Below are 25,057 nucleotides of genomic sequence, written 5' to 3'. Positions count from 1 at the left end.
AGATGGCACAACATGTTTTTATCGTGGGGCTTGGACTGATTGGTGCTTCTATGGCACTTTGTATTCGTCAGACCAATCCAGAACTGATAGTAGTTGGTTGGGATAGTCAGTCAAAAACCCGTGAGCAAGCAGTAGAACAGCAGATCGTTGATTACGTTGCAAATGATTTTGAAACAGGTGCAGAACAAGCAGACGTTATCTTATTAGCCGTTCCCGTCCGTACAACCTTAGCTTATCTTGATGTCCTTGAAAGAATCAACTTGTCTGATCACGTCATCATTACGGATGTCAGCAGTACGAAGCAGCAAGTCGTGACATCCGCTGAGCAGAAAAATCTTCGGTTTGTCGGTGGCCATCCAATGGCTGGTTCTCATAAATCAGGTATACAGGCAGCAGATGCTAAACTATTTGAAAATGCCTATTACATCTTTACACCTTTGGAAAAGACGAAAAAAGATGTTGAAAAACTGCAAGAACTATTTTGCGGAACCAAAGCAAAATATGTGACTCTTACAGCAGGAGAACATGACCGTATAACAGGAATGCTAAGTCATTTTCCACATATTCTGGCAGCTGGTTTAGTTAATCAGGCAGAACAATTCAATCAAGAATATCCGCGAGCCAAACAACTGGCAGCAGGAGGCTTTCGAGATATCACTAGGATTGCTTCCTCGGATCCTGTCATGTGGACAGATATTTTGTTGAGCAATAAGCAGATATTATTGGAACGATTGGCAGATTGGCAACAAGAAATGACACAAATAGCAGAATGGATTATGACTGAGAACCAATCGGAAATCTTTTCTTTTTTCAATCGGGCAAAAGAAAGTCGAGACCAGTTGCCTATCCATAAGCAAGGCGCGATTCCTGCCTTTTTTGATTTATTTATCGATGTGCCAGATGAGCCTGGCGTGATTGCAGAAGTAACTGGACTGATTGGAAAAGCGGGAGTTTCTTTGATTAATTTGAAGATCCAAGAGACGCGAGAAGATATTTTAGGGATACTACAAATCAGTTTCAAAAATCAACAGGATTTGTTACAAGCAAAAAGAACCATTATATCTAATACCAGTTATCATTGCTGGATCAAATAGGAGGTTGGATAAATGCGATTATTACAACAAATACATGGTTTAAGAGGGACTGTTAGGATACCAGCAGATAAATCGATTTCTCATCGCAGCATCATGTTTGGAGCAATTGCTGAGGGAACGACGACTATACAAAATTTTTTGCGCGCAGAAGATTGTCTGAGTACTTTACATGCCTTCCAACAATTAGGTGTCGAAATCGAAGAAGAGGAAGAGGTGATCAAGATTCATGGTCGCGGTAGCCACTCCTTTGTCCCACCAACTGAACCCATCGACATGGGAAACTCCGGTACGACGAGTCGTTTATTGATGGGTATTTTGGCTGGACAGCCTTTTGCAACGACTCTGTTCGGTGATGCTTCGTTGTCTAAACGTCCAATGGGGCGAGTGATGGAGCCTTTACGCGAGATGGGTGCTGACTTGCAAGGAAAAGAAAATGATCAGTATCTACCAATCACTGTGACAGGAACCCGCTCTTTATCACCTATCCGATACAATATGCCTGTAGCTAGTGCACAGGTCAAATCAGCTTTGCTGTTTGCGGCACTACAAGCAGAAGGTACATCCGTAATCGTTGAGAAAGAACGTTCCCGTAACCATACGGAAGAAATGATTCGTCAATTTGGTGGAAGGATCACAGTGGAAGATAAAACAATCATGGTGACAGGACCGCAAAAATTAACCGGTCAGCAGATAACTGTTCCAGGTGATATTTCATCAGCTGCTTTCTTTCTAGCAGCAGGGCTTCTTGTTCCGGAAAGCCAACTGTTGTTAAAAAATGTCGGGGTCAATCCAACAAGAACCGGTATCTTAGATGTACTGGAGGAGATGGGCGCAGCGATTACCCAGACGAATCACAATGAACAGAACCAATCGGCTGATTTAAGTGTCAAGACGAGTCGTTTGAAGAAAGCAACGATTGGTGGAGAAATCATTCCGCGTCTGATTGATGAACTGCCCATTCTAGCTTTAGTGGCTACTCAAGCAGAAGGAATCACGATCATTAAAGACGCAGAAGAATTAAAAGTAAAAGAAACCAACAGAATTGATGCGGTGGCAGAAGAATTGCAAAAAATGGGGGCAAAGATAAAAGCAACAGCAGACGGTTTGATCATCCATGGACCAACACCTCTGCATGGTGCAAAAGTTTCCAGCAGAGGCGATCATCGAATCGGTATGATGCTGCAAGTAGCTGCTTTGATAGCTGATGGACCTTGCGAACTAGAAGGAGCCGAAGCCGTTTCAATCTCTTATCCGGCATTTTTCGACGATTTAGCAGAACTTGTGTCAGGAGGAGAAGCTCATGGCTAGCATTTTGCTGATTGGTTTCATGGGCGCTGGAAAAACAACGATCGGTAAAGGGTTAGCTCAACGTTTACAAAAAGAGTATGTAGATTTAGATACAAAGATTGAGGAACATATCCAATTGTCGATTGCCGAATATTTTCACTATTACGGTGAAAACAGCTTTCGAAAAGTGGAGTCAAAGGTTTTAAGAAAGCTGTCAAATGAAGATAAAATTATCGCGACTGGTGGAGGAATCGTCCAATGTGCTGCCAATCGGCAATTTTTACAAACGCAGCCTATTGTTCTTTACTTAGAGGCAGAAGCAGATTGTCTAATCGATCGTATCCAACAAGATAAAACGTCTATTCGACCGTTAGCTATTGGAAAAACAAGAGAAGAAATAAAAGCCTTATTGGCACAACGACTTTCCTGGTATGAAGAGAGCGCGACACATCGAATCAACACGACCAATGAAACACCAGAAAAGATCATCGATACCATTATAGAAAGGATCAAAAGCATATGAATGTCAGCTATCTAGGGCCAGAAAGTTCGTTCACTTATCAGGCGGCTTGCCAGCTATTTCCTACAGAACAATTGACTGCGTATGCTTCGATCCCTGCTTGTTTGCGCGCGTTGTTTCGCAAACAGGTCGATCTGGCTGTCGTTCCTGTAGAGAATTCATTGGAAGGATCTGTTCATCACACAATCGATCTTCTCTCCAAACATCCAGAAGTCGAAGTTAAAAGTGAAATCGTTCTTCCTATCAAGCAGCAGCTTTTAGGCAATGCAGCAACAAAGATTACAAAAATCCTTTCTCATCCCCAAGCACTAGCACAATCACAACAGTTTTTAGAAACGTATTATCCTAATGTTCCTTTAGTAGCAACAGAATCAACAACTGCTGCAGCAATGTATGTAGCAGAACATCCGAAAGAAGACGCAGCAGCGATTGCTTCATTAGAAACAGCACAGCATGTTGGATTAGAGATCTTAGCTGAGAATATCCAAGATAATGAGTTGAACCAGACACGTTTTTGGATCGTCGGTGACCGAAAGATGACTAGCCAGCAGTCAGCTCCAGTAAAAATGAGTGTCATCTTGACACTACCTGCTAATCGGCCAGGGATGCTTCATAAAATGCTGGCAGCTTTTGGCTGGCGGGAGATCAACTTAAGTAAGATTGAATCCCGACCATTGAAAACTAGCTTGGGAGAATATTTTTTCGTGATCGATTTGTTGTTGGACCGCCCAATGGCATTAGTAGAGAATGCGCTCCAAGAAATCAAGATGCTCGGAGGAAAAAGTCAAATATTGGGCTGTTATCCAGTATTGACAGTAGAATAGACGCGTAGATGAAATTCAAGAATACTGATTGATTTATTTAACTTAAAATAAAAAAATCAGCGCTTGGCTATTCTTTATTTTTGATATTCTGATTGGTTTTTAGGAAGAAGCGGGAGACAAATCGTTACAGTCGTTCCTGTCCCAATCACTGATTGGATCGTTAAGCCATATGCATCTCCATACATTAGGCGTATCCGCTCATCTACATGGCTGATGCCGATTCCTGAGAAATGATCATTTTTTTGTTTGGTATTTTCAGTATCGAAGCCATCGCCGTTATCAATCACTTCGAATAAAAGAAGCTGATTTTTTGTTTTGCCGTACACCGTGATGAATCCTTGCGTTTTATTGTGAAAAGCATGAAGATAGGCGTTTTCGATAATTGGTTGAAGAATCATATTCGGCATAGATAATGTCTGCAGTTCATCAGGAATCATTATTTTAGCCGAGATTCTTTCGCCATATCGCATACTCAAAAGATCGATGTAACTTTGTACGCTTTTGATTTCTTCCTTGACTGGAATCACTTCTTCTTTTTTTCCAATCGTACTTCTTAGTAAAGTAATGAAACTGTCGATTCCTTGAACTGCTTCATCTGTTTTTTGCTGCCAAATCAAAAATTTCAAGCTAGTCAGCGTATTATAAATGAAATGGGGTTGTATCTGAGCTTGCATAGTCTGGATTTCAAGCGAACGTTTCTTCTTTTCGTCTTGGATCGTCTGTTCATAATGATGCTGCGCGCTGCTTAGCAATTGATTGATCGTATTCCCTAGCAATTGGACTTCATGGCTTCCTTGTACAGGAACAGTAGCTTTCAAGCCATCTACCTCTAGCCATTTTAGCGAATCAATCAAGCGGTAGATCGATTTTGTGTGTCGATCCAAATACATAAATACCAATGAGCCAGCAAAAACAAGTGTCACGATATTATACAAAATAATGGGGAAAATCACGCCCATTTGGTTAGACAAAGAATGAAGATCGACTTGGCTGAGTAATGTACAATGCTGGCGGTACAGAGGAAGACGGGTCAACTGCTGTCCATTTGAAATGACTGTTTCACCTACTATCAGTTTTTTGAAAATCATTGATCGGCTCCCAATTGTATTTTCTTCATTTGATGCGATGACCGTCTGTTCTTCGTTCATGAAGGAGATCTTCGATATCTCGGGATTTACCACAGATTGAAAAAGATTCGCTAGTTGCTGGGATGAGATCGATAAAACAGCATATCCGTAAATATGATTCAATGTGTTTTTCAGTTTTTTGACAAAAAAGACGCTGGGTGCTTTCTTATCGCGAAGAGTCAATCCGTATTGTGCAAAAAGCATTTGCGTATCAGCAGCGCGTTCATTCACTCTCTGGGCAATCGCAGATTGAAAAAAAGAATCGGCAGATACGGCAGTGAGCATGTCATTTCCGACAAAAGTTCTTCCATTTTCTCCAAAGATCAATACATCGTAATCGATCATTGGATGGATTTTTGAAAGAGAGTCATTCATTTTTTGGATTGTTCTTAGTTGCTGAAGCTGTTCCATATGTTGGGCTGGATCATTGGAAAAATAGTTTTCGACAGCTGGGTTGGAATCAAAAGCGGCTAATGTATTCTCGATTGCATCATTCAAGCTTTCAAATTAAGATTGGATCTTTTTTAGTACCACATCATTCGATTGATTGAACAGCTGGATATAGGCATCCCTTGATCGATGATAAATAAACAAAGAGATGACGATGGCTTGCAGAAAAAGACCGATGAACAAAATGAACAGAAGTTTGGTAAAGAGTTCATGCTCTTTGATTTTTTTTCTCATTTTACAAAAGTTCCTTTACGGTATTGAGAAGGTGTCATTCCTGTCTCTTCTTTAAAAACTCTGGAGAAATAACCCAGTTCGGTATAGCCGACTTTCTCACAGATTTCCGTCAAAGTAAGCCGTGTTTCCGTTAAAAAGAGCTTGGCTTTACTGATACGGACTTTTTTTAGATATTTTGAAAAGTTGATGCCAAATTTTTCAGTAAAGATGGCTGAGAGATAGCTATATGAAAAATGATATTTTTCGGATAGAAGTTGTAAATTGATTTCTTTCTCATAATTTTCCTGAACGAACTCGTAGATCAAAGTCAAGATATCGAAATTGTCTTTTTTTGCATTTGCAGAAAAGTGGGTGAGTTTCTCAAGTGTTTCTTTGACAAGAATAGAAAAATCTTCGAAGTACTCAGCATCGGCTAATAAAGAAGGAAGGGCGATCTTGAGCAAAGAAAGTTCTTCATTCCCAACATGCTCGTCAGCCAAAGCGTTGAGTAATGCATAGAAACGATTGATTGCTTCATGTTTCAAATAAGCTGGATCAATAGGCTGTTCCAATATTGTCGTAAAGAAATCCTCAAGTTCTTTGACAGCTAAAGCGTAGTCTTTATGAACGATTTTTGTTAAATAGCTACTTGCTTGCTGCTCGTGGTTGGTTAATAACGGAAGAAGTTCATGCTGATAAGCAAGGTTCTTTCCCTTATGATAGAAGCGTTGTCCTTTGGTGCAATTTCTGATTTCTTGGAATATTTTATTGATATCTTGAATTGAAAAAGAGTCAGAAACAACAAAAAAATCATCTGGAAAAATTTCTTGACGAAACTTTTGAACAAACTTCCTAAGCGTATCTTTGGAATCAGTATTGATCACATAGCCGGATTCTTCTGAAAAGGTAGAAAAGGGATAAATAGTAAACGAATCGTCGCTATCCATCAACGAATGGATGATCAACTGTTTTTGTTTAGAGCCTTGTTTTGAACTGAATGGCCGTTTTTCGGTATATAACAGAAAAAACAAGGTGTGTTCAAAAAGAAGAGGGTCAAGCAATGGACGAGTTTGTCCAGCAATCTGCTGTGAAAGATTCTCGCAGATCTGCTCATAACGATCGGTGATTGGGCTTTTTTTGATTTTTTGTGAAACGGCAGTTAAGGAATTTAGAAAAAAATCAGGACTCAATCGAGGCTTTAAAAGATAATCAGCGACGCCTTCTTTAAAAGAATCTTTAACCATATCAAATTCATCATAGCTAGAGAGGATAAGGATCTGTGTTTCAGGTTGTTGCTGTTTTAATAGCCGGGATAATTCGATCCCATTTAATTCAGGCATCATTACATCTGTGACCACGATATCGATTGCATGTACTAAAGAAAAATCAAGCGCTTTCACCGGGCTGGAAAAAGTCCCTATTAATTGAAACCCGTGCTCAGACCAATTGATCAACTGTTTCATTCCGTCTAAAATCGTCTGTTCATCATCGATAAGAATTACGCGTATTGGCATTTTTTTACCCGCCTTAAGAATAGTCTTGTAATTTAAAAATACTTATTTCTAGGAGAAAATGCAAGGATATTTTTATTTTAAAGAAACCTTCACCCTTTCGATCTTTGGTCTAGATACTAAGATTATTCCTTTTGTCATAGTTGATTTGTATTTTTTTATTATTTTAGGAGAAATTTTTGAAGTATCTGAATAATAAAGAAACCGTTTTCAAATTTTGATATGATGAATGTAGCAAACGTAAACAACTATTGGATAGAAAAGGAGCGGATAAAAAATGAACATCAGAAAGTTAATTGCTGGAGTTGTTTGTTTAGCGGTAGCATCAGGTTTCTTAACAGGATGCGGAAGTGCTAGTAGCACAGCAGACAACGAAGAAAAAGTCACTGTCTGGGCGTGGGATGAGACATTCAATATCAAAGCAGTGAATGAAGCAAAAAAAGTTTATGAGAACGAAGAAACAGAGATAGAAGTTGTTACGATGTCTCAGGATGATATCGTTCAGAAACTGAACACCGCTTTAGCAAGCGGGAATACAGAAGGATTGCCCAATATCGTCTTGATTGAAGATTATAGGATACAAGGCTATTTGACTTCTTATCCAGATGCATTCGCTGACTTGACTGCTATTGTAAAGGAAGATCATTTTGCACCATATAAATTTGCAGTAAACAAAGTAGGAGAAAAAATATACGGTGTTCCTTTCGATTCGGGCGTAACAGCAAACTTCTATCGTACGGATCTGATGACTGAAGCAGGATATACAGAAGAGGATATGGAGAATCTGAAGTGGGACGAGTACATTCAAGTAGCGCGAGATGTCAAAGAAAAGACGGGAAAGAAAATCGCTGAAGTCAATCCTTCTGATCTTGGCCGAGTAAGAATGATGATGCAACAGGCGGGAGAATGGTATACGTCCAAAGATGGGGAGACGGTCACAATCCAAGACAATGCATCTTTAAAGTATGGTCTTGAATTATTTGCCACTCTTTTGAAAGAAGACCTAGTCGAACAAACCTCTGACTGGAATGCTGGAGTAACTGCGATACAATCAGGAGCAGTAGCTTCTAGCCCAACTGGCGCCTGGTATTCTTCAACGATCCAAGGAGCAGAAGACCAATCTGGAAAATGGAAGATTGCGCCAATACCTGCACTTCCAGAAAATTTACAAAAAGCGCAAGCTTCTAACCTTGGCGGTGCTGGCTGGTATGTGCTCAAAGGAGTAGCTGGAGAAGAATCAGCGAAAGATTTCCTCGAAGCAACGTTTGCATCGAATGAAGAACTGATGGGCACTCTTGCGAAAGAAATCGGACTGGTGTCTGCGATGCTTAGTGCAAATGAACAAGAAGCTTATCAAGAAGCTTCAGAATTTTACAGTGGTCAAAAGGTCTTTGATAATTTTTCCAAATGGACATCAGAAATTCCAGAAGTGAATTACGGACATGAGACCTATGCAATTGAAGCAGTCGTAGCCGAAGCTCTTCATCGAATCATCAATGGAGAAGAGACAGACAAGGTACTAGCAGATACACAAAAACAAGTAGAAGCACAGTTGGCTAATTGATTGGTGATAAAAAAGTGAATTTCTTCGCTTTTTCATCAAACAACAGAAAAGACAAAAAAGATGGCGGCTGCCTTACAGACGTTGTCTTTCTTGTCTTTTCAATTAAATAATCAATGATAGAAATTGGAGGGAAAAGAATGAAGCAGAAAGATTTATTCAAAAACGGGCATGCTTTTTTAATCTTGCCAGTCATTTTGATATCGATCATGGTTTTTATTCCGATGGTTTTGGCTTTGATCACGTCTTTTCAAAGTGGTCCCCCTGTCAATATGACATTTAACGGATTAGGTAATTATCAACGGATGCTGACAGACGCAACTTTTAAAAAAGCTTTTTTCAATACGTTCCTGTATTTACTAGTTCAAGTACCAATCATGCTGTTTCTAGCACTTTTTATTTCCAACCTTTTAAATGATAAAAAGCTGAAATATAAAGGGTTGTTTCGAACAGCTATTTTTCTTCCGTGTATCACTTCGATGGTCAGTTATTCTCTGATCATGAAAAGTCTATTTTCTCAATCTGACCTTGTAAACAACTTGTTGTTGGGCATTGGTATGATTGACACTCCGATTGGCTGGCTGACTCATTCAATTTGGGCGAAAGTTTTGATCATTCTTTCGATCACTTGGCGTTGGACTGGATACAATATGATTTTTTTCCTTTCAGGCATGCAAAATATTGATTCGGAGATTTATGAAGCAGCATCTATTGACGGTGCTTCTAAATGGCAGCAGTTTATCAAAGTGACGATCCCGAATTTAAAACCGATCATTTTGTTTACTTCCATTACTTCAACGATCGGGACATTGCAGCTTTTTGATGAAGTACAAAATATTACTGGCGGGGGACCAGCAAATGCAACGACCACGCTGTCTCAATACATCTATAATTTGAGTTATAAATTCACGCCTAATTTTGGATATGCGGCAGCAGTTTCCTTTGTTATTGTTGCCTTTATTGTGATATTGTCGATAATCCAAACGAAAGTAGGAGGAGAGAGTCGATGAAAAGCATAGTAGAAAAAGAAACGATCGCACACCCCAACGTCAAAAAACAAGCCTTAGGACTTCGTTCGGCAATTGGGTCAGCATTAAAGTATACAGCATTAAGCATCCTATCATTTATTTCCATTTTCCCTTTTGTCTGGATGATTCTGGGAATGACGAATACACCCGTGGATATCACATCGGGAAAAATAAAGATTGGCAGTAACTTGATCATCAATTTTCAAAATTTGTTTTCCAATGAACTGAATTTTACTCGTTCCCTTTGGAATTCAGCAATGATCGCTCTAGTGACCACTGTGTTTGCATTGCTGATTTCGTCAATGGCAGGATATGGATTTGAGATTTATCAAAGCAAGCGAAAAGATTTGATTTTCAGTATTCTACTGCTATCGATGATGGTTCCTTTTGCGGCATTGATGATTCCTTTGTATCGAATGTTTTCACAATTGAACGGAACGATTTTGGGAATCAATAGTTTCTTAGTTGTCATCTTACCATCTGTCAGCACTGCTTTTTTGATCTTCTTCTTCCGGCAAAATGTTAAATCCTTTCCAAAAGATCTAGTAGAAGCCGCTCGATTAGACGGTCTAAAAGAACTAAGTATTTTTTTTAGAGTATATATGCCGACGGCTAAAAATACCTATGCAGCGGCAGCAATCATCACATTCATGAGCAGCTGGAACAATTATTTATGGCCCTTAGTGGCTTTGCAGTCACCTGATAAACGGACGGTTCCGCTTGTTTTATCTGCTATGGGTGCTTCCTATACGCCAGATTATGGAATGATCATGGCTGGATTAGTCATCGCTACTTTACCAACTGCCATCGTATTTTTTGTTTTGCAAAAACAATTCGTTCAAGGAATGATCGGCTCTGTAAAATAAAAAACAACAATAAGTACGTCCCTACAAAGTCATCTTTTCCAAGTAAAAAGACACTTTTGGGACGTGTGTTATTTTATGTTGAGAAAAATTAAATGATAACGTTTTAAGTTTATGCTCGAAAACTCTTTCATTTTAAGGTAAACTTAAAGAGTAAAGGAGGAGGATACATGCTAAAAAATTTTAAAGAAGTGATTGCTGCCATATTGCCGATGACCGTCCTGATTGTCATTTTAACGTTTGTTTTTGCGCCGTTAGAAGGAGAAGACCTCGCTTCATTCTTGGTAGGTGCGGCTATCATGATGATCGGAATGACGCTCTTTTTGTTTGGGGCAGACTATTCCATGATGGAAGTCGGAGATCTAGTAGGGAAATATATGATCAAAAAGAAAAGTTTGGCTGTTTTGGTCAGTTTGGGGTTTGCTATCGGGATCGTGATCACGATTGCTGAACCTTCCGTGCAAGTTTTGGGACAACAAGTATATGATATATCTGACGGAGAGATTGGCAGAGTGTTGCTGATTGGAATCGTCAGCGTCGGCACTGGAGTATTTCTAGCCTTTGCGCTGCTTCGGGTCGTATTCAAGCTATCCTATTATCAATTGATGGCTATAGGCTACATAGGCGTTTTGATCGCCTCGTTTTTCACCAGTTCCGAATTCATGCCGATTGCTTTTGATTCGGGGGGAGTAACTACTGGTCCAGTAACTGTTCCATTTATCTTGGCCCTTGCCGGCGGGATGACTAGTATGATCAAACAAAAGAAAAATGAAAATGACAGCTTTGGAATGGTTGGTATTGCTTCATTAGGGCCAATTCTTGCCGTAATGATTTTGGGGGTGATCTTCCAATGAGTTTCTGGCAGCAAGTGATAGATGGTATCGAGATCGTTACTATGGAAGTTATTTTAGCAGTGGCACCTATCGTGATTCTATTTGTTTTGATGAATATCATTAGTTTTCGTATGCGCAAGAAGCGTTTCTTTGACATTATGAAAGGCTTCTTGATAACGACTATTGGGTTGATCCTTTTCCTGCACGGAGTCAATATGGCTTACGTTCCGGTAGGACAGCATTTAGGTAGTACGATCGCTGGATTGCCCTATAATTATATATTGGTTCCCCTTGGCTTTTTGATGGGGTTCCTAGTAGGGTTTGCTGAGCCGGCGATTCATGTAATGGTCAAACAGGTTGAAGAATTGAGTGAAGGAAGGATCCGGTCGAAAATCATGCTGATGGTGATTTCGATTGGGATTGGCGCAGCAGTAGGGTTGTCTATGTGGCGTTTGCTCGTCGGATTCTCTCTTTATTATTTCTTGATCCCAGGATATGGGCTAGCATTTATTTTAGGACGAAAAGTGGACAAGATCTTTTTAGCAATGGCTTTTGACAACGGTGGAGTAGCAACGGGTCCGATGTGTTCGACATTTATTTTATCAATGAGCGTGGCGATCGCTGCACAAATTGAGGGAAGAGATCCGATCATTGATGGGTTTGGTGTGGTTGCAATGATTGCATTGACACCAATATTATCCACTTTAGTACTAGGATATATTTATAAACGAAAAGATGAAAAAGACAGAATCGAAAAAGAAAGATTGCAAAAATTGGGGGAAAGCAAATGAAAGATCTTGTAGCATTGAATCTTCACATGATTGTGACAATCGTGGACGGAGGAACAGGTGAAGATGTCATCGACTTTTCAAAAGAAGCAGGTGCAGCAGGCGGAACAATCTTGCATGGTCGTGGTTCTGGTGTACATGATTCAGGGAAATTTTTAGGTTTGGACATCTCGCCAGAAAAAGATGTTGTTTTGACATTAGTACCAGATAGTTTGACGAATCAAGTGATGGATGCGATTGGTCAAGGCATCAACATCGATGTTCCAGGTAACGGGATTTGTTTTAGTATTGATGTAGATAAAGTAATTGGTATCACTAAGATTCATCAGTATCGGGAAATTATCGGGATGCAGGAACTTTTGGATGAAACTAACGATAGAGAAAATCCTGAATCATAGACAAGCATTTGAAGAAGAAATAAACCTAAACAAGAAGGCGGATGAGCATTATTTCCGCTTTTTTGTTTAGGTTTTTTTCGTGAATACTTATGAAATAGTAAATTTTTATGAAATTCTTCTCTAAGCATCAGACTTTCTTTTCAAAATATGCTATTTTAAAAATGATGAAAAAAGGGGGAGAAAAATGAATTTTTTAGTTGTTTTAAAAGATACTCTGATTGAGCGGTCTACATTTCTATATGTTCAATTGCAGGAAAATAAAACATTGCTGCATTTTTCACCAGAGTTCCATCTAGAGGGACTAACATTAGGAGAAATTTATCAAGCAGAAGGGCTATCGGCTGTTTTGCACTTTTTTGAGGCAGAATTGGAATTACCGGTAAAAGATTATATCGAGCTTTCTCTTGAATCTTGGGATCGAGCAGTCGTTGAGCTATTCCCAGAAGGTTTGATGATCGATACGAATGATGGGAAGATTCATTTGACTGCAGCAGAACTACAGAAACAAATGCGTTATCAAATAGATGATGAAAATTCTTTTTCTATTTTTAGACGTCAGCAAAAGATTCTAAAAAGCTTTTTAAAAGTAATCAGTAAAAAAAGGAATTTGCTTAAAACGACTCAACTGTTGAAAAAATATCCAAATCTGCTTCATACGTCCATTCAATTCCCTCAATTAATTACGATGATCCATCGTTTTATACGTATGCAACAGCTACCATCTAAGAAGCTGTTTTTGCCATTGACGGACACATTCCGTGTAGTCAACAGAGAAGATAAAAAGAAAGTGATTGTGATCGACTTTACCAGAAATCGGAATGTCCTTCATCAAGTCGCAATGGAAAAGGCCAATTAAGGCTTTTTCTTTTTTGATTTTTTTGTCATAATGAATGATAGATGATGGAGGAGATAACAGGATGCAAACATGGTTAGAAAGACTGATACGGTTTCAGCAGAACTATCAAAAACTTATGCAGGGAAGATATGCAAAATTTGATCAATTGAATCGTGTTTTATTGATTATCGCACTTTTTTTTAGTTTACTAAGTCGGTGGTTGCCATTTAGGATCGGGCAATTGTTGTTCATCGTTTTTTTCGGATGGATGCTATTTCGTTTTCTATCAAAAAAAATCTATCCTAGACTAAATGAAAATCAACGTTATTTGGAATATTTTGATAAAGGCAAAGAAAAATATCATCAGATGAGAAACAAAAAGCAAGCTAAAACGGAACGAAAAAGCTATACTTTTTTTGAGTGCCCGAATTGTCATCAAAAGCAGCGTGCGCCTAGAGGAAAAGGACGAATACGCGTGACATGCAAAACATGTGGCATAAAATTCGAAACGAATGTTTAAGGGAGAAAAAAATGAAATTAGTATTATTGCGTCATGGCGAAAGCGAAGCAAATTTTGAAAATTACTGGACAGGGTGGCTAGATGTCGCCTTAACAGAAAAAGGAAAAGAACAAGCAGCAGTAGCCGGTCAAAAAATGTATGAAGCCGGTCTTCAATTCGATGCGGTTTACACCTCTGTTTTAAAACGCGCGATTCTTACCGGTCAAGTCGCACTAGAAGAAATGGGGCAGTTGTGGCTTCCCATAGTAAAAACATGGCGTCTGAATGAACGGCACTATGGGGATCTTGTTGGTAAAAACAAGGATCAGATGAAAGAAATATACGGAAAAGATCAAGTAAAGAAATGGCGCAGAGGATATACAGAAGTTCCGCCGTTAACCGCAGAAAACCGATTTGACCGCAGATATGATCATTTGGATCCACATTTGATTCCGTACGGAGAAAGTCTAGAAATGACAGTGAATCGGATCATTCCTTTGTGGCAAGATCAACTAGCACCAAAACTAAAAGATCGGAAAGATTTACTAGTTGTGGGTCATGGGAATAGCATCCGAGCACTGACAAAATATTTAGAAAATGTTCCTGAGGATCAAATGGATACAATTGATATCCCGAATGCACAACCAATCCAATATACATTAGCAGACGATTTGACGATTCTAGAGAAAACAATACTTTAATCAACGTATTTATCTATAATGAAAGATAGAAAAAAGTAGCAAAGGAATGGAACAAAAAGAACATGAGAAATTATATATGGGACTTTGATGGTACATTGTTTGATACGTATCCCGCAATGGTAGATGGTGCTCAGCAAGCTCTAAAATATTTTGGTATCAATATGGACAAAAAAGAGATCTACTTCAAAATGAAAAAATATTCCACCAGTTATTTGATCAATGAATCAAATTTGGACGCCAATGAGTTTAATGAATTGTTTCATCGGTATGAGAAAAAAAGCAAGGAAGCTTCCCGTCCATTTCCAGAAACGAAACAAGTACTTGAAAGGCTAAAAACCAATGGAGGACGTCACTTCATCTTGACCCACCGTTTGACAGAATCGACATGGGAACTGCTGAAAGAGTATCAATTAGCCCATCTGATTGAGGAAGTAGTAGGGATTGATCAGGATTTTCCTCGTAAACCAGATCCAGCATCTTTAAAGTATTTGATTGATACTTTTCATTTAGAAAGAACAGACACGATGATGATCGGCGATCGCCGTTTAGATATCGAAGCAGGGAAAAACGCAGGAGTCGTTACTTGTCTTTACGATATCGATCATTTTCTGGGGGAGATTCTTGCAGATCATGTTGTAGGAAATTTAAATGAAATTCTATCCTTGCGGAGTAACGTAAAAAAATAGTATCCCCTTACAAAGGAGATATGTTATAATTTTTATAAAGGAGTGATAAAATTATATGGAAATCAGAAGACAAAAAGAAGTAGTAGAAGCATTTCATTATGATATGAGATTACCGAACCAAGAAGTAGAAACAGATTTGAAAGTGGGCTTCTCGCCTTTGAAAGAAACGATCGAAAACTATCCGAAAGAACATAGCATCGTAGGAGCACGCTTAGAGTTCCGTTTAGTGTTTGATACATATGTTTTATCTGGAAGTGTGAGTCAGATCAATCATATCCTCAATCGGAAAATTGAAGGTCAAAATGATGTCACACAAGAAGAAGTGGACGAGCTAGTAGCACCGTTATTCGATATCGTACGCCGGATGTCTTATGAGGTGACAGAGATCGCCTTGGATCAGCCTGGGGTAAAATTGAATTTTCAATCAGAAAAACAAGAATAGACAGTAAAAACATTCCTGTGATAGTTTTAATCTATCACAGGAATGTTTTTTTATTACTAATTGTAAGCAAAAAGAATGTCATTTCGATAAAAATCGTCTAAAATGTAAAAGTCACTGAAAAAAATTTTTCAGGAGGATGGTTGAAGAATCATTCTCGGGAACCTTTACTTCCTTCGATGGACTTGTCATTAATAAAAGAGGAGGAGAAAAATGACAACACTCATCACAGTTTTAGTGGTTCTAGTTTTTGCGGCATTATTATATGTGTTCTATCGTATGCAAAAGCGCCATACAAAATTTTCAACACGCGTCTTTACAGCATTAGGAGTTGGTATCGTCTTTGGCGGTCTGCTTCAATTGATCTTTGGTGTAGAAGACAAAGTCGTTACTCAATCAATGGAATGGATCGGGATCGTAGGACAAGGGTATGTATCATTCTTGCAAATGCTAGTTATGCCTCTAGTGTTCATTTCGATCATTGGTGCATTCACAAAAATGAAAGTTTCTGAAAAGCTGGGGAAAATCAGTGCAACTGTACTGACTTCTTTACTTGGTACAACAGCTATTGCAGCATTGATCGGAATCGGTTCAACGATGCTGTTCGGTCTTCAAGGAGCTAAATTCACACAAGGAGCAGCAGAAACAGCACGAATCTCTGAATTGGCGACACGTCAGGAAACGGTTGAAAACTTATCGATTCCGCAGCAGATTTTATCCTTTATCCCTAAAAACGTATTTGCTGATTTAGCAGGTAGCCGTGCAACTAGTACGATTGGAGTCGTTATTTTTGCAGCCTTTGTCGGTATCGCTTATCTAGGTGTGAAAAGAAAAGCGCCAAAAGAAGCAGCATTCTTTTCAGATTTAGTCGACAGTCTGTATAAAATCATTATGCGAATCGTGACGCTTGTTCTGCGTTTGACACCATATGGGGTATTTGCTTTGATGACAAACGTTTTGGCAACAAGTGATTTTGCAGCTATCGTCAATTTAGGTAAATTTGTCGTTGCATCTTACGTAGCATTGCTTGCTGTTTTGATTGTCCACTCACTGATTTTGATTGGTGCCAAAGTCAATCCAATCAACTATTTCAAAAAAGCTTTTCCAGTATTGAGCTTTGCGTTTACTTCACGTTCAAGTGCCGGAGCCTTGCCATTGAACATCGAGACTCAGACAAAAGCTTTAGGAGTAGACGATGCGACAGCTAACTTCTCAGCAAGTTTTGGTTTGTCTATTGGACAAAACGGCTGTGCTGGCGTTTATCCAGCTATGTTGGCAACGATCGTGGCACCAGCGGCTGGAGTGAATGTCTTTAGTCTGGAATTTATTTTGATGCTTGTGGCGATTGTAACAATCAGTTCTTTTGGTGTAGCCGGAGTCGGCGGTGGTGCAACATTTGCTTCACTGATCGTTTTAGGGGCAATGAACTTGCCAGTAGCAATCGTTGGGTTAGTTATCTCTGTCGAACCATTGATTGATATGGCACGTACAGCAGTAAACGTCAGCGGTAGCATGGTAGCTGGTATCGTGACAAGTGCACGCATCAAAGATTTAGATCGCGATGTCATCAATGATGATTCAAAAGTGATCGATGTGAATGCATAGCTAAAAAGAGGTTGTGATAGAAGTGGTCAGCTTTAAGAAATAAGCCGAAGTTTCCCAAAAATAGCTTCTCAAATTTTTGTGGAATTTCGGCTTATTTCCGAGAAGCTACTTCTGGAACACCGTTTACCAGAGGTTGTGACTTGATTTTTGTCACAACCTCTTTTTTTATATATTCCATATAAATACATATTATTTATTCCGAAAAGTGAAAGCGTGAATAATAAAAACAACCAACTTATTTATTATTAAAGAAAAGCGTATTTAAGTAGGACGATTCTGTTGAGAGCTTTCGTAGATTTTCCCATTTTCCTATGGTAAACTGACAAAGTTGGGAATGTTAGAACAGATCGTTTAGGAGGAAACAGATGTTTACGAATGAAATAAAAATCATGCTTTATGTGGATGATGTAGAGAAAAATGCAGCGTTTTGGAGAGCAATTGGCTTTGCGGAAAAAGATCGTCAAGAAATGGATGGGACGCTTGTAATTGAAGTAGGAGTTGAGGACAGTCAAACCTCATTCGTGTTATATGATCGAGCGTTTGTTGAGTCCCATTCACCTGGCACAGCTACTAGTGCCCCATCTTTGATGTTTTACAGCAAAGATATCTTTGGACTATATAAAAAAATGCAGACGCAATCAGTCACATTAGGTGATATGGTACAGCTTGGAGAAGAATATGTCTTCAACTTTGCTGATCCCGATGGCAATTACTTTGCGGTTACAGGTAAATAATAGAAATAAAGACTTTGTTTTTCTGTGCGAAACAGGAAAGCAAAGTCTTTTTAATTTAAATAATAATATTATGTAAACAAAAATCACATGCGTAATTATACACAAGCAAATAAATCGTCAAATGCGAACGCCTTCTTTATACTGTTTAGGAACGAAAAGAAGGAAGGAAGAAATACATGGATTATCAAGTACTGCTTTATTACAATTATACAAAAATAGAAGAACCAGAGGAATTTGCCAAAAATCATTTAGCCTTTTGCAAATCTTTGGATCTTAAAGGTCGTATTCTAGTAGCTGAAGAAGGAATAAATGGTACTGTGTCTGGAACCGTTGAAAACACGACTGCCTATATGGAAGCAATGAAAGCTGATCCTCGATTTGCTGATACGATGTTTAAGATCGATCCAAGCGAAGGACATGCCTTTAAGAAGATGTTTGTAAGATACCGTCCAGAGCTTGTAAGTTTAAAACTAGAAGAGGACATTGATCCAAACCAAGTGACAGGTGCTTATCTTTCACCGCAAGAATTTAAAGAAGCTATTTTAGACGAACAGACAGTGGTGATTGATGCACGGAATGATTATGAATATGACTTGGGGCATTTTCGAGGGGCTGTACGCCCAGATATACGCAGTTTTCGAGAGCTTCCAGACTGGATCCGCGAGCACAAAGAAGAATTTATGGAAAAACGGGTAGTGACCTACTGTACTGGCGGCATTCGTTGCGAGAAGTTTTCTGGTTGGCTTGTCCGTGAAGGATTCAAAGATGTCGGACAGCTACATGGCGGTATTGCTACTTATGGAAAGGATCCTGAAGTCCAAGGAGAATTATGGGATGGCAAGATGTATGTGTTTGATGAACGGATCGCTGTCGATATCAACCAAGTAGATAAACAAATCGTCGGTCGCGACTGGTTTGACGGAACACCATGTGAACGATATATCAATTGTAGCAATCCTGAGTGCAATCGTCAGATTCTTGCTTCCGTTGAAAATGAAGAAAAACATTTAGGAGCATGTAGCGTAGAGTGTGCGAAACATCCACGCAACCGCTATGTTCAAGACCATGGAATCTCTCCAGAAGAAGCAGAACTGCGGTTTGCAGCTTTAAGTAAATAGAAAACAATAGTTTTGATTGTCGACCATTTCCAATATGCGCTATACTATCGTTGAGGATGGTGATCCACATGAAATCATTGATTTATGCTATTGGCGATGTCCACGGTAAATATGATCTTTTTGAAAAACTTATTCACTATTATGATCCGACGATCCATCAGCTTGTTTTATTAGGAGATCTCAATGATCGAGGGCCTCGTACAAAGGAATGTTTTCTATTAGGAAAGCAATTAGTCGAAGAAACAGGTGCCATTTATCTCCGGGGAAACCATGAAGAATATTTTTTGCAATTTCTGCAAGCACCGGAGGACTGGTATGCGCCTTATATCAGAAATGGTGGAAAAGAAACATTTGAAAGCCTACTTCACCCAGGTGCATCGGAGGAATACTCCCCGACTGAAATCTCAATGATGATCCGATCAAGATACCCAGAACTGATTGAATTTTTAGTCCAGCGCCCCTTGTATTATGAATGGGAAAATTATCTGTTTGTCCATGCTGGAGTGGATTTGACAAAGAAAGACTGGCGTAAGACAAGTCCAAGAGACTTTATTTGGATACGGGAACCATTTCATGAAGGGAAAAACAACACAGGTAAGACAATTGTATTTGGACATACGATTACACCAATGCTCCATGGAGATATGCAGACAACAGACCTCTGGATTCAGGATCATAAAATCGGAATGGACGGTGGGGCTGTATTCGGAGGGTCATTGCATGGGGTTGTTTTTGACAAGGAAGGTATCCTTCAAGACATTGAATATCAGAACAACAAAGGATCTTGGCAAGGAATCTGACGAATGGAAAGAATGAAGGAGCTGCGACTTTGTTGCGGCTCTTTTTATTTGTATAGAGAATATTGTTTCTTTCAGCAGTTTAACCCATGATAAAAAGTATGATAGAATAAAGAAGCAATTTTTAGCAGAAAAGAGGCATTTTAATGACGGAAAATTTGAACCAGACAATCATTCAGCTTGTACAAAAAGAGCTTTCAGACTATCGTCCCAAGCAGTTGACGACTGTACTTAATTTGTTAAATGAAGGAAACACCGTTCCTTTTATCGCGCGTTATCGAAAAGAAATGACTGGAAGTCTTGATGAAGTCCAGATTCGTGAAATCGAAGAGCGGTATGCATATCTTGAAAACTTAGAAAAACGAAAAAACGAAGTGATTCGGCTGATCGATGAACAAGGGAAACTGACCCCTGAGTTAGAAACAGAAATCACGCAATCCGTAAAAATGCAACAAGTGGAAGATTTATATCGTCCATACAAACAGAAACGACGGACAAAAGCAACGATTGCTAAAGAAAAAGGACTTGAACCACTCGCGCTGTGGCTGATGCAGCTTACAGATGGAGAGGTGCAGTCGGAAGCAGAAAAATATATCGATAAAGAAAAAGAAGTCTCTTCTGCTGAAGAAGCGTTGCAAGGTGCGCATGAGATCATTGCTGAACAAGTCAGCGATAATGCAAAATTTCGGACTTGGATTCGGTCTTATACGTATAACAAAGGCATGTATGTCAGCCAAGTCAAGGATGAGCAAGCAGATGAAAAAGGCGTATACGAAATGTATTATGACTTTGCAGAACCTGTCCATAAAATGGTTTCTCATCGGATATTGGCCACTAATCGAGGAGAAAAAGAAGAGGTTCTCAAAGTGTTCCTTCAAGTAGACGAAGCAGCAGTTTTAGCTTACTTGGATCGCCAATTAGTGAAAAATCCTGCCTCTCCTTCTTCTTCCTTTGTAAGAGAAGCCTATCAAGATAGTTATAAACGCTTTATACAGCCGGCAATCGAGCGAGAACTGCGTAATGAATTGACTGAAAAAGCGGATGAGCAAGCCATCGCTATTTTTGGAGAAAATCTTCGCAATCTTTTGTTGCAACCGCCGCTAAAAGGTAAAGTCGTACTGGGATTTGATCCGGCCTATCGTACTGGATGTAAACTAGCAGTCGTAGATGCGACAGGAAAAGTTTTGGCAATCGAAGTCATTTATCCGCATAAACCTGCAGCACAAGCGAAAAGGGAAGCTGCTGGTCCAGCTTTTATCCAATTGATCAATAAATATCAAGTAGATATGGTAGCTATCGGGAATGGAACAGCCAGTCGGGAATCAGAACTTTTTGTGGCTGAGCAATTGAAATCAGCCGACCATAAAGCCTATTACGCCATTGTCAATGAAGCTGGCGCTTCTGTTTACTCCGCTAGCGAAATTGCACGAAAAGAATTCCCGCATCTACAAGTAGAAGAAAGAAGTGCAGTTTCTATTGCCCGTCGTCTGCAAGATCCTTTAGCTGAATTAGTCAAGATCGATCCTAAAGCTGTCGGTGTAGGACAGTACCAACATGATGTTTCTCAAAAACGTTTGGCTGAACAATTGGATTTTGTCGTGGAAACAGCGGTCAACCAAGTAGGCGTGGATGTGAACACGGCTAGTCCACAGCTCTTGCAGCACATATCAGGATTGAATAAAACGACTGCCCAAAACATTGTCAGTTATCGTGAAGAAAATGGAGAATTTACTGCACGAACTCAGCTGAAAAAAGTGCCACGTTTAGGGCCAAAAGCATATGAACAAGCAATCGGCTTCTTGCGAGTTCCTGGCGGGAAAAACATTTTGGACAACACCGGTATCCATCCCGAAAGTTATTCTATTGCGAAAGACATATTAATGACAGTCCATCTTTCAGAAAAAGAGCTTGGGACAGAAGAAGCAGTAGAAAAATTGACACGGTTATCCGCGGAGAAACTGGCTGAAAGCTTATCAGTCGGAGAAGAAACGTTAGCCGATATTTTAGCTGGGCTGACACAACCTGGACGAGATATGCGTGATGAGATGCCAGCGCCCCTATTGCGTACAGATGTGTTGAGTATGGAAGATTTGAAACCAGGGATGGAATTGACTGGAACGGTCCGTAACGTCATCGACTTCGGCGCATTTGTCGATATCGGTGTGAAACAAGACGGACTTGTCCATATCTCAAAACTTAGCAAAAAATTTGTCAAGCATCCAACAGACGTCGTGTCAGTCGGAGATATCGTGACGGTTTGGATAGAACAAGTTGATACGAAAAAAGGCAGAATCAGTTTGACGATGCTTTCCCCTTATGAAGAGTAACAATGAGGAGTAACAAAAATTGACACAAGAAGAACTGCAGCAGTTAGTAGAAGAGATATCATTAAAAAGCTTCCAGCGTCCTTTCAAGCACCAAGCAATGTTCAATCCACGCTTGCGTACAACTGGCGGGCGCTATCATTTAAACGATCATCATTTAGATTTTAATGCAAAGCTGTTTGAAGAGTCAGACAAAGAGACGATTGCAGGAATCATCAAACATGAACTTTGCCATTATCATCTTCATCTAACTGGAAGAGGGTATCGTCATAAAGATATGGATTTCAAGTATCTTTTGAAAAAAACAGGAGGATTGCGCTATGCGCCAGCCTTGACGAAGAAACAGATAAAGATCGAATATTATCAATGCCAAGATTGTTCTGCCACAATCTGCCGCAAAAGAAGAATCGATGTACACAAATATCGTTGTGGAAGATGTCATGGGGAAATCAAATGGATTGAGACAAAGAGAGAAAGCCTCAATGAAGTATAAAAAATCAGATGAAAGGATGAAGAGTTTTTGGAAAAAAACGAGCAGAGAAATCTAAAAGACTGGAATCAGTTATTAGCCTTTTTAGCCGCACCTGATGAGAAAGATTTTGAGAAATTGTCGGCACCTACACTTATTTTAGCTGGAAACGGTCTTCCTATCTTAGCTGATAAAGCAGCACAAATGTATGTAAATGGTCAAGTAGAACGTTTGTTTTTGGTCGGCGGGGTGGGTCATGCGACTAGGATCCTTTATGAGAATTTTGAAAAGCAAGGATTTCATTTTGAAGAAGGCATGAGTGAAAGTGAAATCTGTCGTCAGTATCTAAAAGAAGTCTATGATTTGCCCGATAAGGCTTTCCTGATAGAATCGAAGTCTACAAATTCTGGAGAGAACGCCACTTTTTCACTGGAGATTCTTCATTCCTTAGATGCTGTACCAGAAAAAGTCCTATTGATGAATGATCCGACACTGCAACGCAGGACTCGAGCAACTTTTGAGAAAGTATGGCAAAATGAACAAACTGTTTTCGCAAATGCTGTGCCATTTGTGCCGGAAATCCTTCACTTTTCTGAGGAGATCATCTTTACAGCAAAAGAACTGAACCATCAATGGCCGAAGGAATATTTCTATGCACTGGTGTTAGGAGAAATGGAGCGACTCCACGACGATGAGAATGGCTATGGTCCGAAAGGAAAAGATTTTATTCCTCATATTGATATATCAGAAGAAGTTTGGTCTTCTTATACAAGAATCAAACAGTCAATAAAAACAGATTTTTCCCGTACATGACCTTTTTAGCAGGCGAATCCTCCTTTCTAAATAAATTTGGTTGAAATTTTCAATCGTTTATAAGATAATGAGGAGCGTGTTGAATGTAATAGCTAAAAGAATGGACGCTAGATAAGAGAAGAGGATTCAAATGGAAAATCAAAATAAATTGTATCATTTCGTTGGTATCAAAGGTTCAGGAATGAGCTCCTTGGCTCTTGTTTTACATGAACAAGGTTTAAATGTCCAAGGATCAGACATTGAAAAATATTTCTTTACACAAAGAGATTTAGAAAAAGCAAATATCACGATTCTGCCATTTAACGCAGAGAATGTAAAACCAGGTATGACGATTATTGCAGGAAATGCATTTCCTGATTCACATGAAGAAATCCAGCGAGCAAAAGAATTAGGTTTGGAAGTGATTCGCTATCACGACTTTATTGGTCATTTTATCCAAAACTATACGAGTATCGCTGTAACAGGTTCTCACGGAAAAACAAGTACGACTGGTCTGCTCTCTCATGTATTGAGTGGTGTCCGTCCAACAAGTTATCTAATTGGAGACGGAACAGGCCATGGTGATCCGCAAGCGGAATTCTTTTCATTTGAAGCCTGTGAATATCGCCGTCATTTCCTTGCCTATTCACCAGACTATGCGATCATGACAAACATCGATTTTGATCATCCGGATTATTATACAAGTATCGACGATGTATTTACAGCTTTCCAAACAATGGCTGGACAAGTGAAAAAAGCTATTTTTGCGTACGGTGATGACGCTTATTTACGCAAATTAGAAGCAGATGTGCCGATTTATTATTATGGTGTCACAGAAAATGATGATATCCAAGCACGAAACATCGAACGTACAACATCCGGTTCTGCTTTTGATGTCTATCATGGGGATGAATTTGTTGGACATTTCACTGTACCAGCATTCGGCAAACACAATATTTTAAATGCTTTAGGTGTTATTGCAGTCGCATATTTTGAAAAACTGGATCTGAAAGAAGTTGCGGAAGAAATGCTGACTTTCCCAGGAGTAAAACGTCGATTCAGTGAAAAAATCGTAGCAGACATGACCGTAGTCGATGATTATGCGCATCACCCTGCAGAAATCAAAGCAACGATCGATGGCGCACGCCAAAAATATCCAGATAAAGAAATAATTGCAGTTTTCCAACCCCATACGTTTACGCGTACGATTGCATTGATGGATGAATTTGCAGAAGCACTTGATTTAGCTGATAAAGTTTACTTATGCGATATTTTTGGTTCGGCTCGGGAAGAACAAGGAAACGTTAAGATTGAAGACCTTGGAGCGAAAATCAAAAAAGGTGGAGAAGTCATCAAAGAAAATAATGTATCTCCATTATTAGATTATCATGATGCAGTAGTAATCTTCATGGGTGCTGGAGATGTTCAAAAATTTGAACAAGCGTATGAAAAACTTTTAAGCAGCACGACGAAAAATGTACTGTAATACAATTACTGCAGTGTCCTTATAAAAATAGAAAGAGGGAGAGTGGCAAAATTCTTGTCATGCTCCCTTTTTTAC

At 39.4% G+C, this 25,057-nt stretch carries 24 protein-coding genes and 1 pseudogene; 23 read left to right on the top strand and 2 right to left on the bottom strand.

Translation table 11 applies throughout. The features are described 5' to 3' along the window. Positions 1–2 precede the first annotated feature (2 nt). From ESP02_RS06245 to pheA, 4 genes are read left to right on the top strand one after another with little or no spacing between them, the layout of a single operon-like run. Positions 3–1,094: a prephenate dehydrogenase gene (locus ESP02_RS06245; RefSeq protein WP_002372873.1), complete on the top strand. Its 1,092-nt coding sequence runs from the start codon at positions 3–5 to the stop codon at positions 1,092–1,094. Positions 1,095–1,106: 12 nt separating this feature from the next. Further along, complete coding sequence (gene aroA, locus ESP02_RS06240; RefSeq protein WP_038398759.1) at positions 1,107–2,402, top strand: 3-phosphoshikimate 1-carboxyvinyltransferase; 1,296 nt, start codon at positions 1,107–1,109, stop codon at positions 2,400–2,402. Continuing rightward, positions 2,395–2,904 (top strand): shikimate kinase, encoded by a 510-nt coding sequence (locus ESP02_RS06235; RefSeq protein ID WP_002372870.1) that lies wholly within the window; start codon positions 2,395–2,397, stop codon positions 2,902–2,904. The genes aroA and ESP02_RS06235 overlap by 8 nt, the downstream gene beginning before the upstream one ends. After that, positions 2,901–3,725: a prephenate dehydratase gene (gene pheA / locus ESP02_RS06230; protein ID WP_002372868.1), complete on the top strand. Its 825-nt coding sequence runs from the start codon at positions 2,901–2,903 to the stop codon at positions 3,723–3,725. Before ESP02_RS06235 ends, pheA begins: the two co-directional genes overlap by 4 nt. Before the next feature lie 74 nt (positions 3,726–3,799). On the opposite strand, the pseudogene ESP02_RS06225 reads toward pheA, so the two are convergent. Together ESP02_RS06225 and ESP02_RS13605 are read right to left on the bottom strand one after the other, a co-directional pair. Next, positions 3,800–5,536: pseudogene (locus ESP02_RS06225) on the bottom strand (sensor histidine kinase). Further along, positions 5,533–7,029, bottom strand: a complete 1,497-nt coding sequence (locus ESP02_RS13605) for a helix-turn-helix domain-containing protein (RefSeq protein WP_002372861.1) — start codon at positions 7,027–7,029, stop codon at positions 5,533–5,535. The pseudogene ESP02_RS06225 and the gene ESP02_RS13605 overlap by 4 nt, the downstream one beginning before the upstream one ends. Positions 7,030–7,303: 274 nt before the next feature. On the opposite strand from ESP02_RS13605, the gene ESP02_RS06215 reads away from it, so the two are divergent. The 19 genes from ESP02_RS06215 (at position 7,304) to murC (ending at position 24,982) form a co-directional block, all read left to right on the top strand. Beyond that, positions 7,304–8,590, top strand: coding sequence for an ABC transporter substrate-binding protein (locus ESP02_RS06215; RefSeq protein WP_038398761.1), 1,287 nt, complete (start codon positions 7,304–7,306; stop codon positions 8,588–8,590). 137 nt (positions 8,591–8,727) lie between these two features. Then, positions 8,728–9,597: a carbohydrate ABC transporter permease gene (locus ESP02_RS06210; RefSeq protein WP_025478497.1), complete on the top strand. Its 870-nt coding sequence runs from the start codon at positions 8,728–8,730 to the stop codon at positions 9,595–9,597. Continuing rightward, a complete protein-coding gene (locus ESP02_RS06205) occupies positions 9,594–10,481 on the top strand; it encodes a carbohydrate ABC transporter permease (RefSeq protein ID WP_002374524.1) in 888 nt (295 codons plus the stop codon). Before ESP02_RS06210 ends, ESP02_RS06205 begins: the two co-directional genes overlap by 4 nt. Positions 10,482–10,648: 167 nt before the next feature. After that, entirely contained in the window at positions 10,649–11,332 is a 684-nt protein-coding gene (locus ESP02_RS06200; RefSeq protein WP_002292009.1) for a DUF1538 domain-containing protein, read from the top strand. Continuing rightward, a complete protein-coding gene (locus ESP02_RS06195) occupies positions 11,329–12,102 on the top strand; it encodes a DUF1538 domain-containing protein (protein WP_002329273.1) in 774 nt (257 codons plus the stop codon). Before ESP02_RS06200 ends, ESP02_RS06195 begins: the two co-directional genes overlap by 4 nt. Then, positions 12,099–12,497, top strand: a complete 399-nt coding sequence (locus ESP02_RS06190) for a P-II family nitrogen regulator (protein ID WP_002292005.1) — start codon at positions 12,099–12,101, stop codon at positions 12,495–12,497. Before ESP02_RS06195 ends, ESP02_RS06190 begins: the two co-directional genes overlap by 4 nt. Positions 12,498–12,681: 184 nt before the next feature. Then, entirely contained in the window at positions 12,682–13,353 is a 672-nt protein-coding gene (locus ESP02_RS06185) for a hypothetical protein (protein ID WP_010732477.1), read from the top strand. A gap of 61 nt (positions 13,354–13,414) precedes the next feature. Then, entirely contained in the window at positions 13,415–13,852 is a 438-nt protein-coding gene (locus ESP02_RS06180) for a hypothetical protein (RefSeq protein WP_025478498.1), read from the top strand. An 11-nt stretch (positions 13,853–13,863) separates the two neighbouring features. Then, positions 13,864–14,532 (top strand): 2,3-diphosphoglycerate-dependent phosphoglycerate mutase, encoded by a 669-nt coding sequence (locus ESP02_RS06175; RefSeq protein WP_025478499.1) that lies wholly within the window; start codon positions 13,864–13,866, stop codon positions 14,530–14,532. 62 nt (positions 14,533–14,594) lie between these two features. Beyond that, complete coding sequence (locus ESP02_RS06170) at positions 14,595–15,218, top strand: HAD-IA family hydrolase (protein ID WP_002374528.1); 624 nt, start codon at positions 14,595–14,597, stop codon at positions 15,216–15,218. Positions 15,219–15,273: 55 nt separating this feature from the next. Continuing rightward, positions 15,274–15,660, top strand: a complete 387-nt coding sequence (locus tag ESP02_RS06165) for a DUF1149 family protein (RefSeq protein WP_002291995.1) — start codon at positions 15,274–15,276, stop codon at positions 15,658–15,660. Between the two features lie 210 nt (positions 15,661–15,870). Then, positions 15,871–17,262 carry an L-cystine transporter gene (locus ESP02_RS06160; protein WP_002306552.1) on the top strand — a complete coding sequence of 464 codons (1,392 nt, stop codon included), beginning with the start codon at positions 15,871–15,873 and terminating at the stop codon, positions 17,260–17,262. A 365-nt stretch (positions 17,263–17,627) separates the two neighbouring features. Further along, positions 17,628–17,996 carry a VOC family protein gene (locus ESP02_RS06155; RefSeq protein ID WP_002374534.1) on the top strand — a complete coding sequence of 123 codons (369 nt, stop codon included), beginning with the start codon at positions 17,628–17,630 and terminating at the stop codon, positions 17,994–17,996. 176 nt (positions 17,997–18,172) lie between these two features. Continuing rightward, positions 18,173–19,114, top strand: coding sequence for a rhodanese-related sulfurtransferase (locus tag ESP02_RS06150; RefSeq protein WP_002374538.1), 942 nt, complete (start codon positions 18,173–18,175; stop codon positions 19,112–19,114). Between the two features lie 68 nt (positions 19,115–19,182). After that, positions 19,183–19,914, top strand: coding sequence for a metallophosphoesterase (locus ESP02_RS06145; RefSeq protein ID WP_010732482.1), 732 nt, complete (start codon positions 19,183–19,185; stop codon positions 19,912–19,914). A gap of 143 nt (positions 19,915–20,057) precedes the next feature. Next, complete coding sequence (locus tag ESP02_RS06140; protein WP_002374540.1) at positions 20,058–22,238, top strand: Tex family protein; 2,181 nt, start codon at positions 20,058–20,060, stop codon at positions 22,236–22,238. Between the two features lie 19 nt (positions 22,239–22,257). Next, positions 22,258–22,728, top strand: coding sequence for a SprT family protein (locus tag ESP02_RS06135; RefSeq protein ID WP_002374542.1), 471 nt, complete (start codon positions 22,258–22,260; stop codon positions 22,726–22,728). 27 nt (positions 22,729–22,755) lie between these two features. Continuing rightward, entirely contained in the window at positions 22,756–23,517 is a 762-nt protein-coding gene (locus ESP02_RS06130) for a YdcF family protein (RefSeq protein WP_002374544.1), read from the top strand. A 130-nt stretch (positions 23,518–23,647) separates the two neighbouring features. Next, positions 23,648–24,982 carry a UDP-N-acetylmuramate--L-alanine ligase gene (gene murC / locus ESP02_RS06125; protein WP_002319131.1) on the top strand — a complete coding sequence of 445 codons (1,335 nt, stop codon included), beginning with the start codon at positions 23,648–23,650 and terminating at the stop codon, positions 24,980–24,982. Positions 24,983–25,057: the final 75 nt, after the last annotated feature.

The sequence above is a fragment of the Enterococcus sp. NBRC 3427 genome (genome assembly GCF_007996925.1).
Lineage (GTDB): Bacteria > Bacillota > Bacilli > Lactobacillales > Enterococcaceae > Enterococcus_B > Enterococcus_B lactis.
This window is presented reverse-complemented; position numbering and strand designations above follow the sequence as displayed.

Coding starts and splice junctions, on each gene's coding strand:
- ESP02_RS06245 (WP_002372873.1), top strand. CDS start 3: ATGGCACAACATGTTTTTATCGTGGGGCTTGGACTGATTGGTGCTTCT.
- aroA (WP_038398759.1), top strand. CDS start 1,107: ATGCGATTATTACAACAAATACATGGTTTAAGAGGGACTGTTAGGATA.
- ESP02_RS06235 (WP_002372870.1), top strand. CDS start 2,395: ATGGCTAGCATTTTGCTGATTGGTTTCATGGGCGCTGGAAAAACAACG.
- pheA (WP_002372868.1), top strand. CDS start 2,901: ATGAATGTCAGCTATCTAGGGCCAGAAAGTTCGTTCACTTATCAGGCG.
- ESP02_RS13605 (WP_002372861.1), bottom strand. CDS start 7,029: ATGCCAATACGCGTAATTCTTATCGATGATGAACAGACGATTTTAGAC.
- ESP02_RS06215 (WP_038398761.1), top strand. CDS start 7,304: ATGAACATCAGAAAGTTAATTGCTGGAGTTGTTTGTTTAGCGGTAGCA.
- ESP02_RS06210 (WP_025478497.1), top strand. CDS start 8,728: ATGAAGCAGAAAGATTTATTCAAAAACGGGCATGCTTTTTTAATCTTG.
- ESP02_RS06205 (WP_002374524.1), top strand. CDS start 9,594: ATGAAAAGCATAGTAGAAAAAGAAACGATCGCACACCCCAACGTCAAA.
- ESP02_RS06200 (WP_002292009.1), top strand. CDS start 10,649: ATGCTAAAAAATTTTAAAGAAGTGATTGCTGCCATATTGCCGATGACC.
- ESP02_RS06195 (WP_002329273.1), top strand. CDS start 11,329: ATGAGTTTCTGGCAGCAAGTGATAGATGGTATCGAGATCGTTACTATG.
- ESP02_RS06190 (WP_002292005.1), top strand. CDS start 12,099: ATGAAAGATCTTGTAGCATTGAATCTTCACATGATTGTGACAATCGTG.
- ESP02_RS06185 (WP_010732477.1), top strand. CDS start 12,682: ATGAATTTTTTAGTTGTTTTAAAAGATACTCTGATTGAGCGGTCTACA.
- ESP02_RS06180 (WP_025478498.1), top strand. CDS start 13,415: ATGCAAACATGGTTAGAAAGACTGATACGGTTTCAGCAGAACTATCAA.
- ESP02_RS06175 (WP_025478499.1), top strand. CDS start 13,864: ATGAAATTAGTATTATTGCGTCATGGCGAAAGCGAAGCAAATTTTGAA.
- ESP02_RS06170 (WP_002374528.1), top strand. CDS start 14,595: ATGAGAAATTATATATGGGACTTTGATGGTACATTGTTTGATACGTAT.
- ESP02_RS06165 (WP_002291995.1), top strand. CDS start 15,274: ATGGAAATCAGAAGACAAAAAGAAGTAGTAGAAGCATTTCATTATGAT.
- ESP02_RS06160 (WP_002306552.1), top strand. CDS start 15,871: ATGACAACACTCATCACAGTTTTAGTGGTTCTAGTTTTTGCGGCATTA.
- ESP02_RS06155 (WP_002374534.1), top strand. CDS start 17,628: ATGTTTACGAATGAAATAAAAATCATGCTTTATGTGGATGATGTAGAG.
- ESP02_RS06150 (WP_002374538.1), top strand. CDS start 18,173: ATGGATTATCAAGTACTGCTTTATTACAATTATACAAAAATAGAAGAA.
- ESP02_RS06145 (WP_010732482.1), top strand. CDS start 19,183: ATGAAATCATTGATTTATGCTATTGGCGATGTCCACGGTAAATATGAT.
- ESP02_RS06140 (WP_002374540.1), top strand. CDS start 20,058: ATGACGGAAAATTTGAACCAGACAATCATTCAGCTTGTACAAAAAGAG.
- murC (WP_002319131.1), top strand. CDS start 23,648: ATGGAAAATCAAAATAAATTGTATCATTTCGTTGGTATCAAAGGTTCA.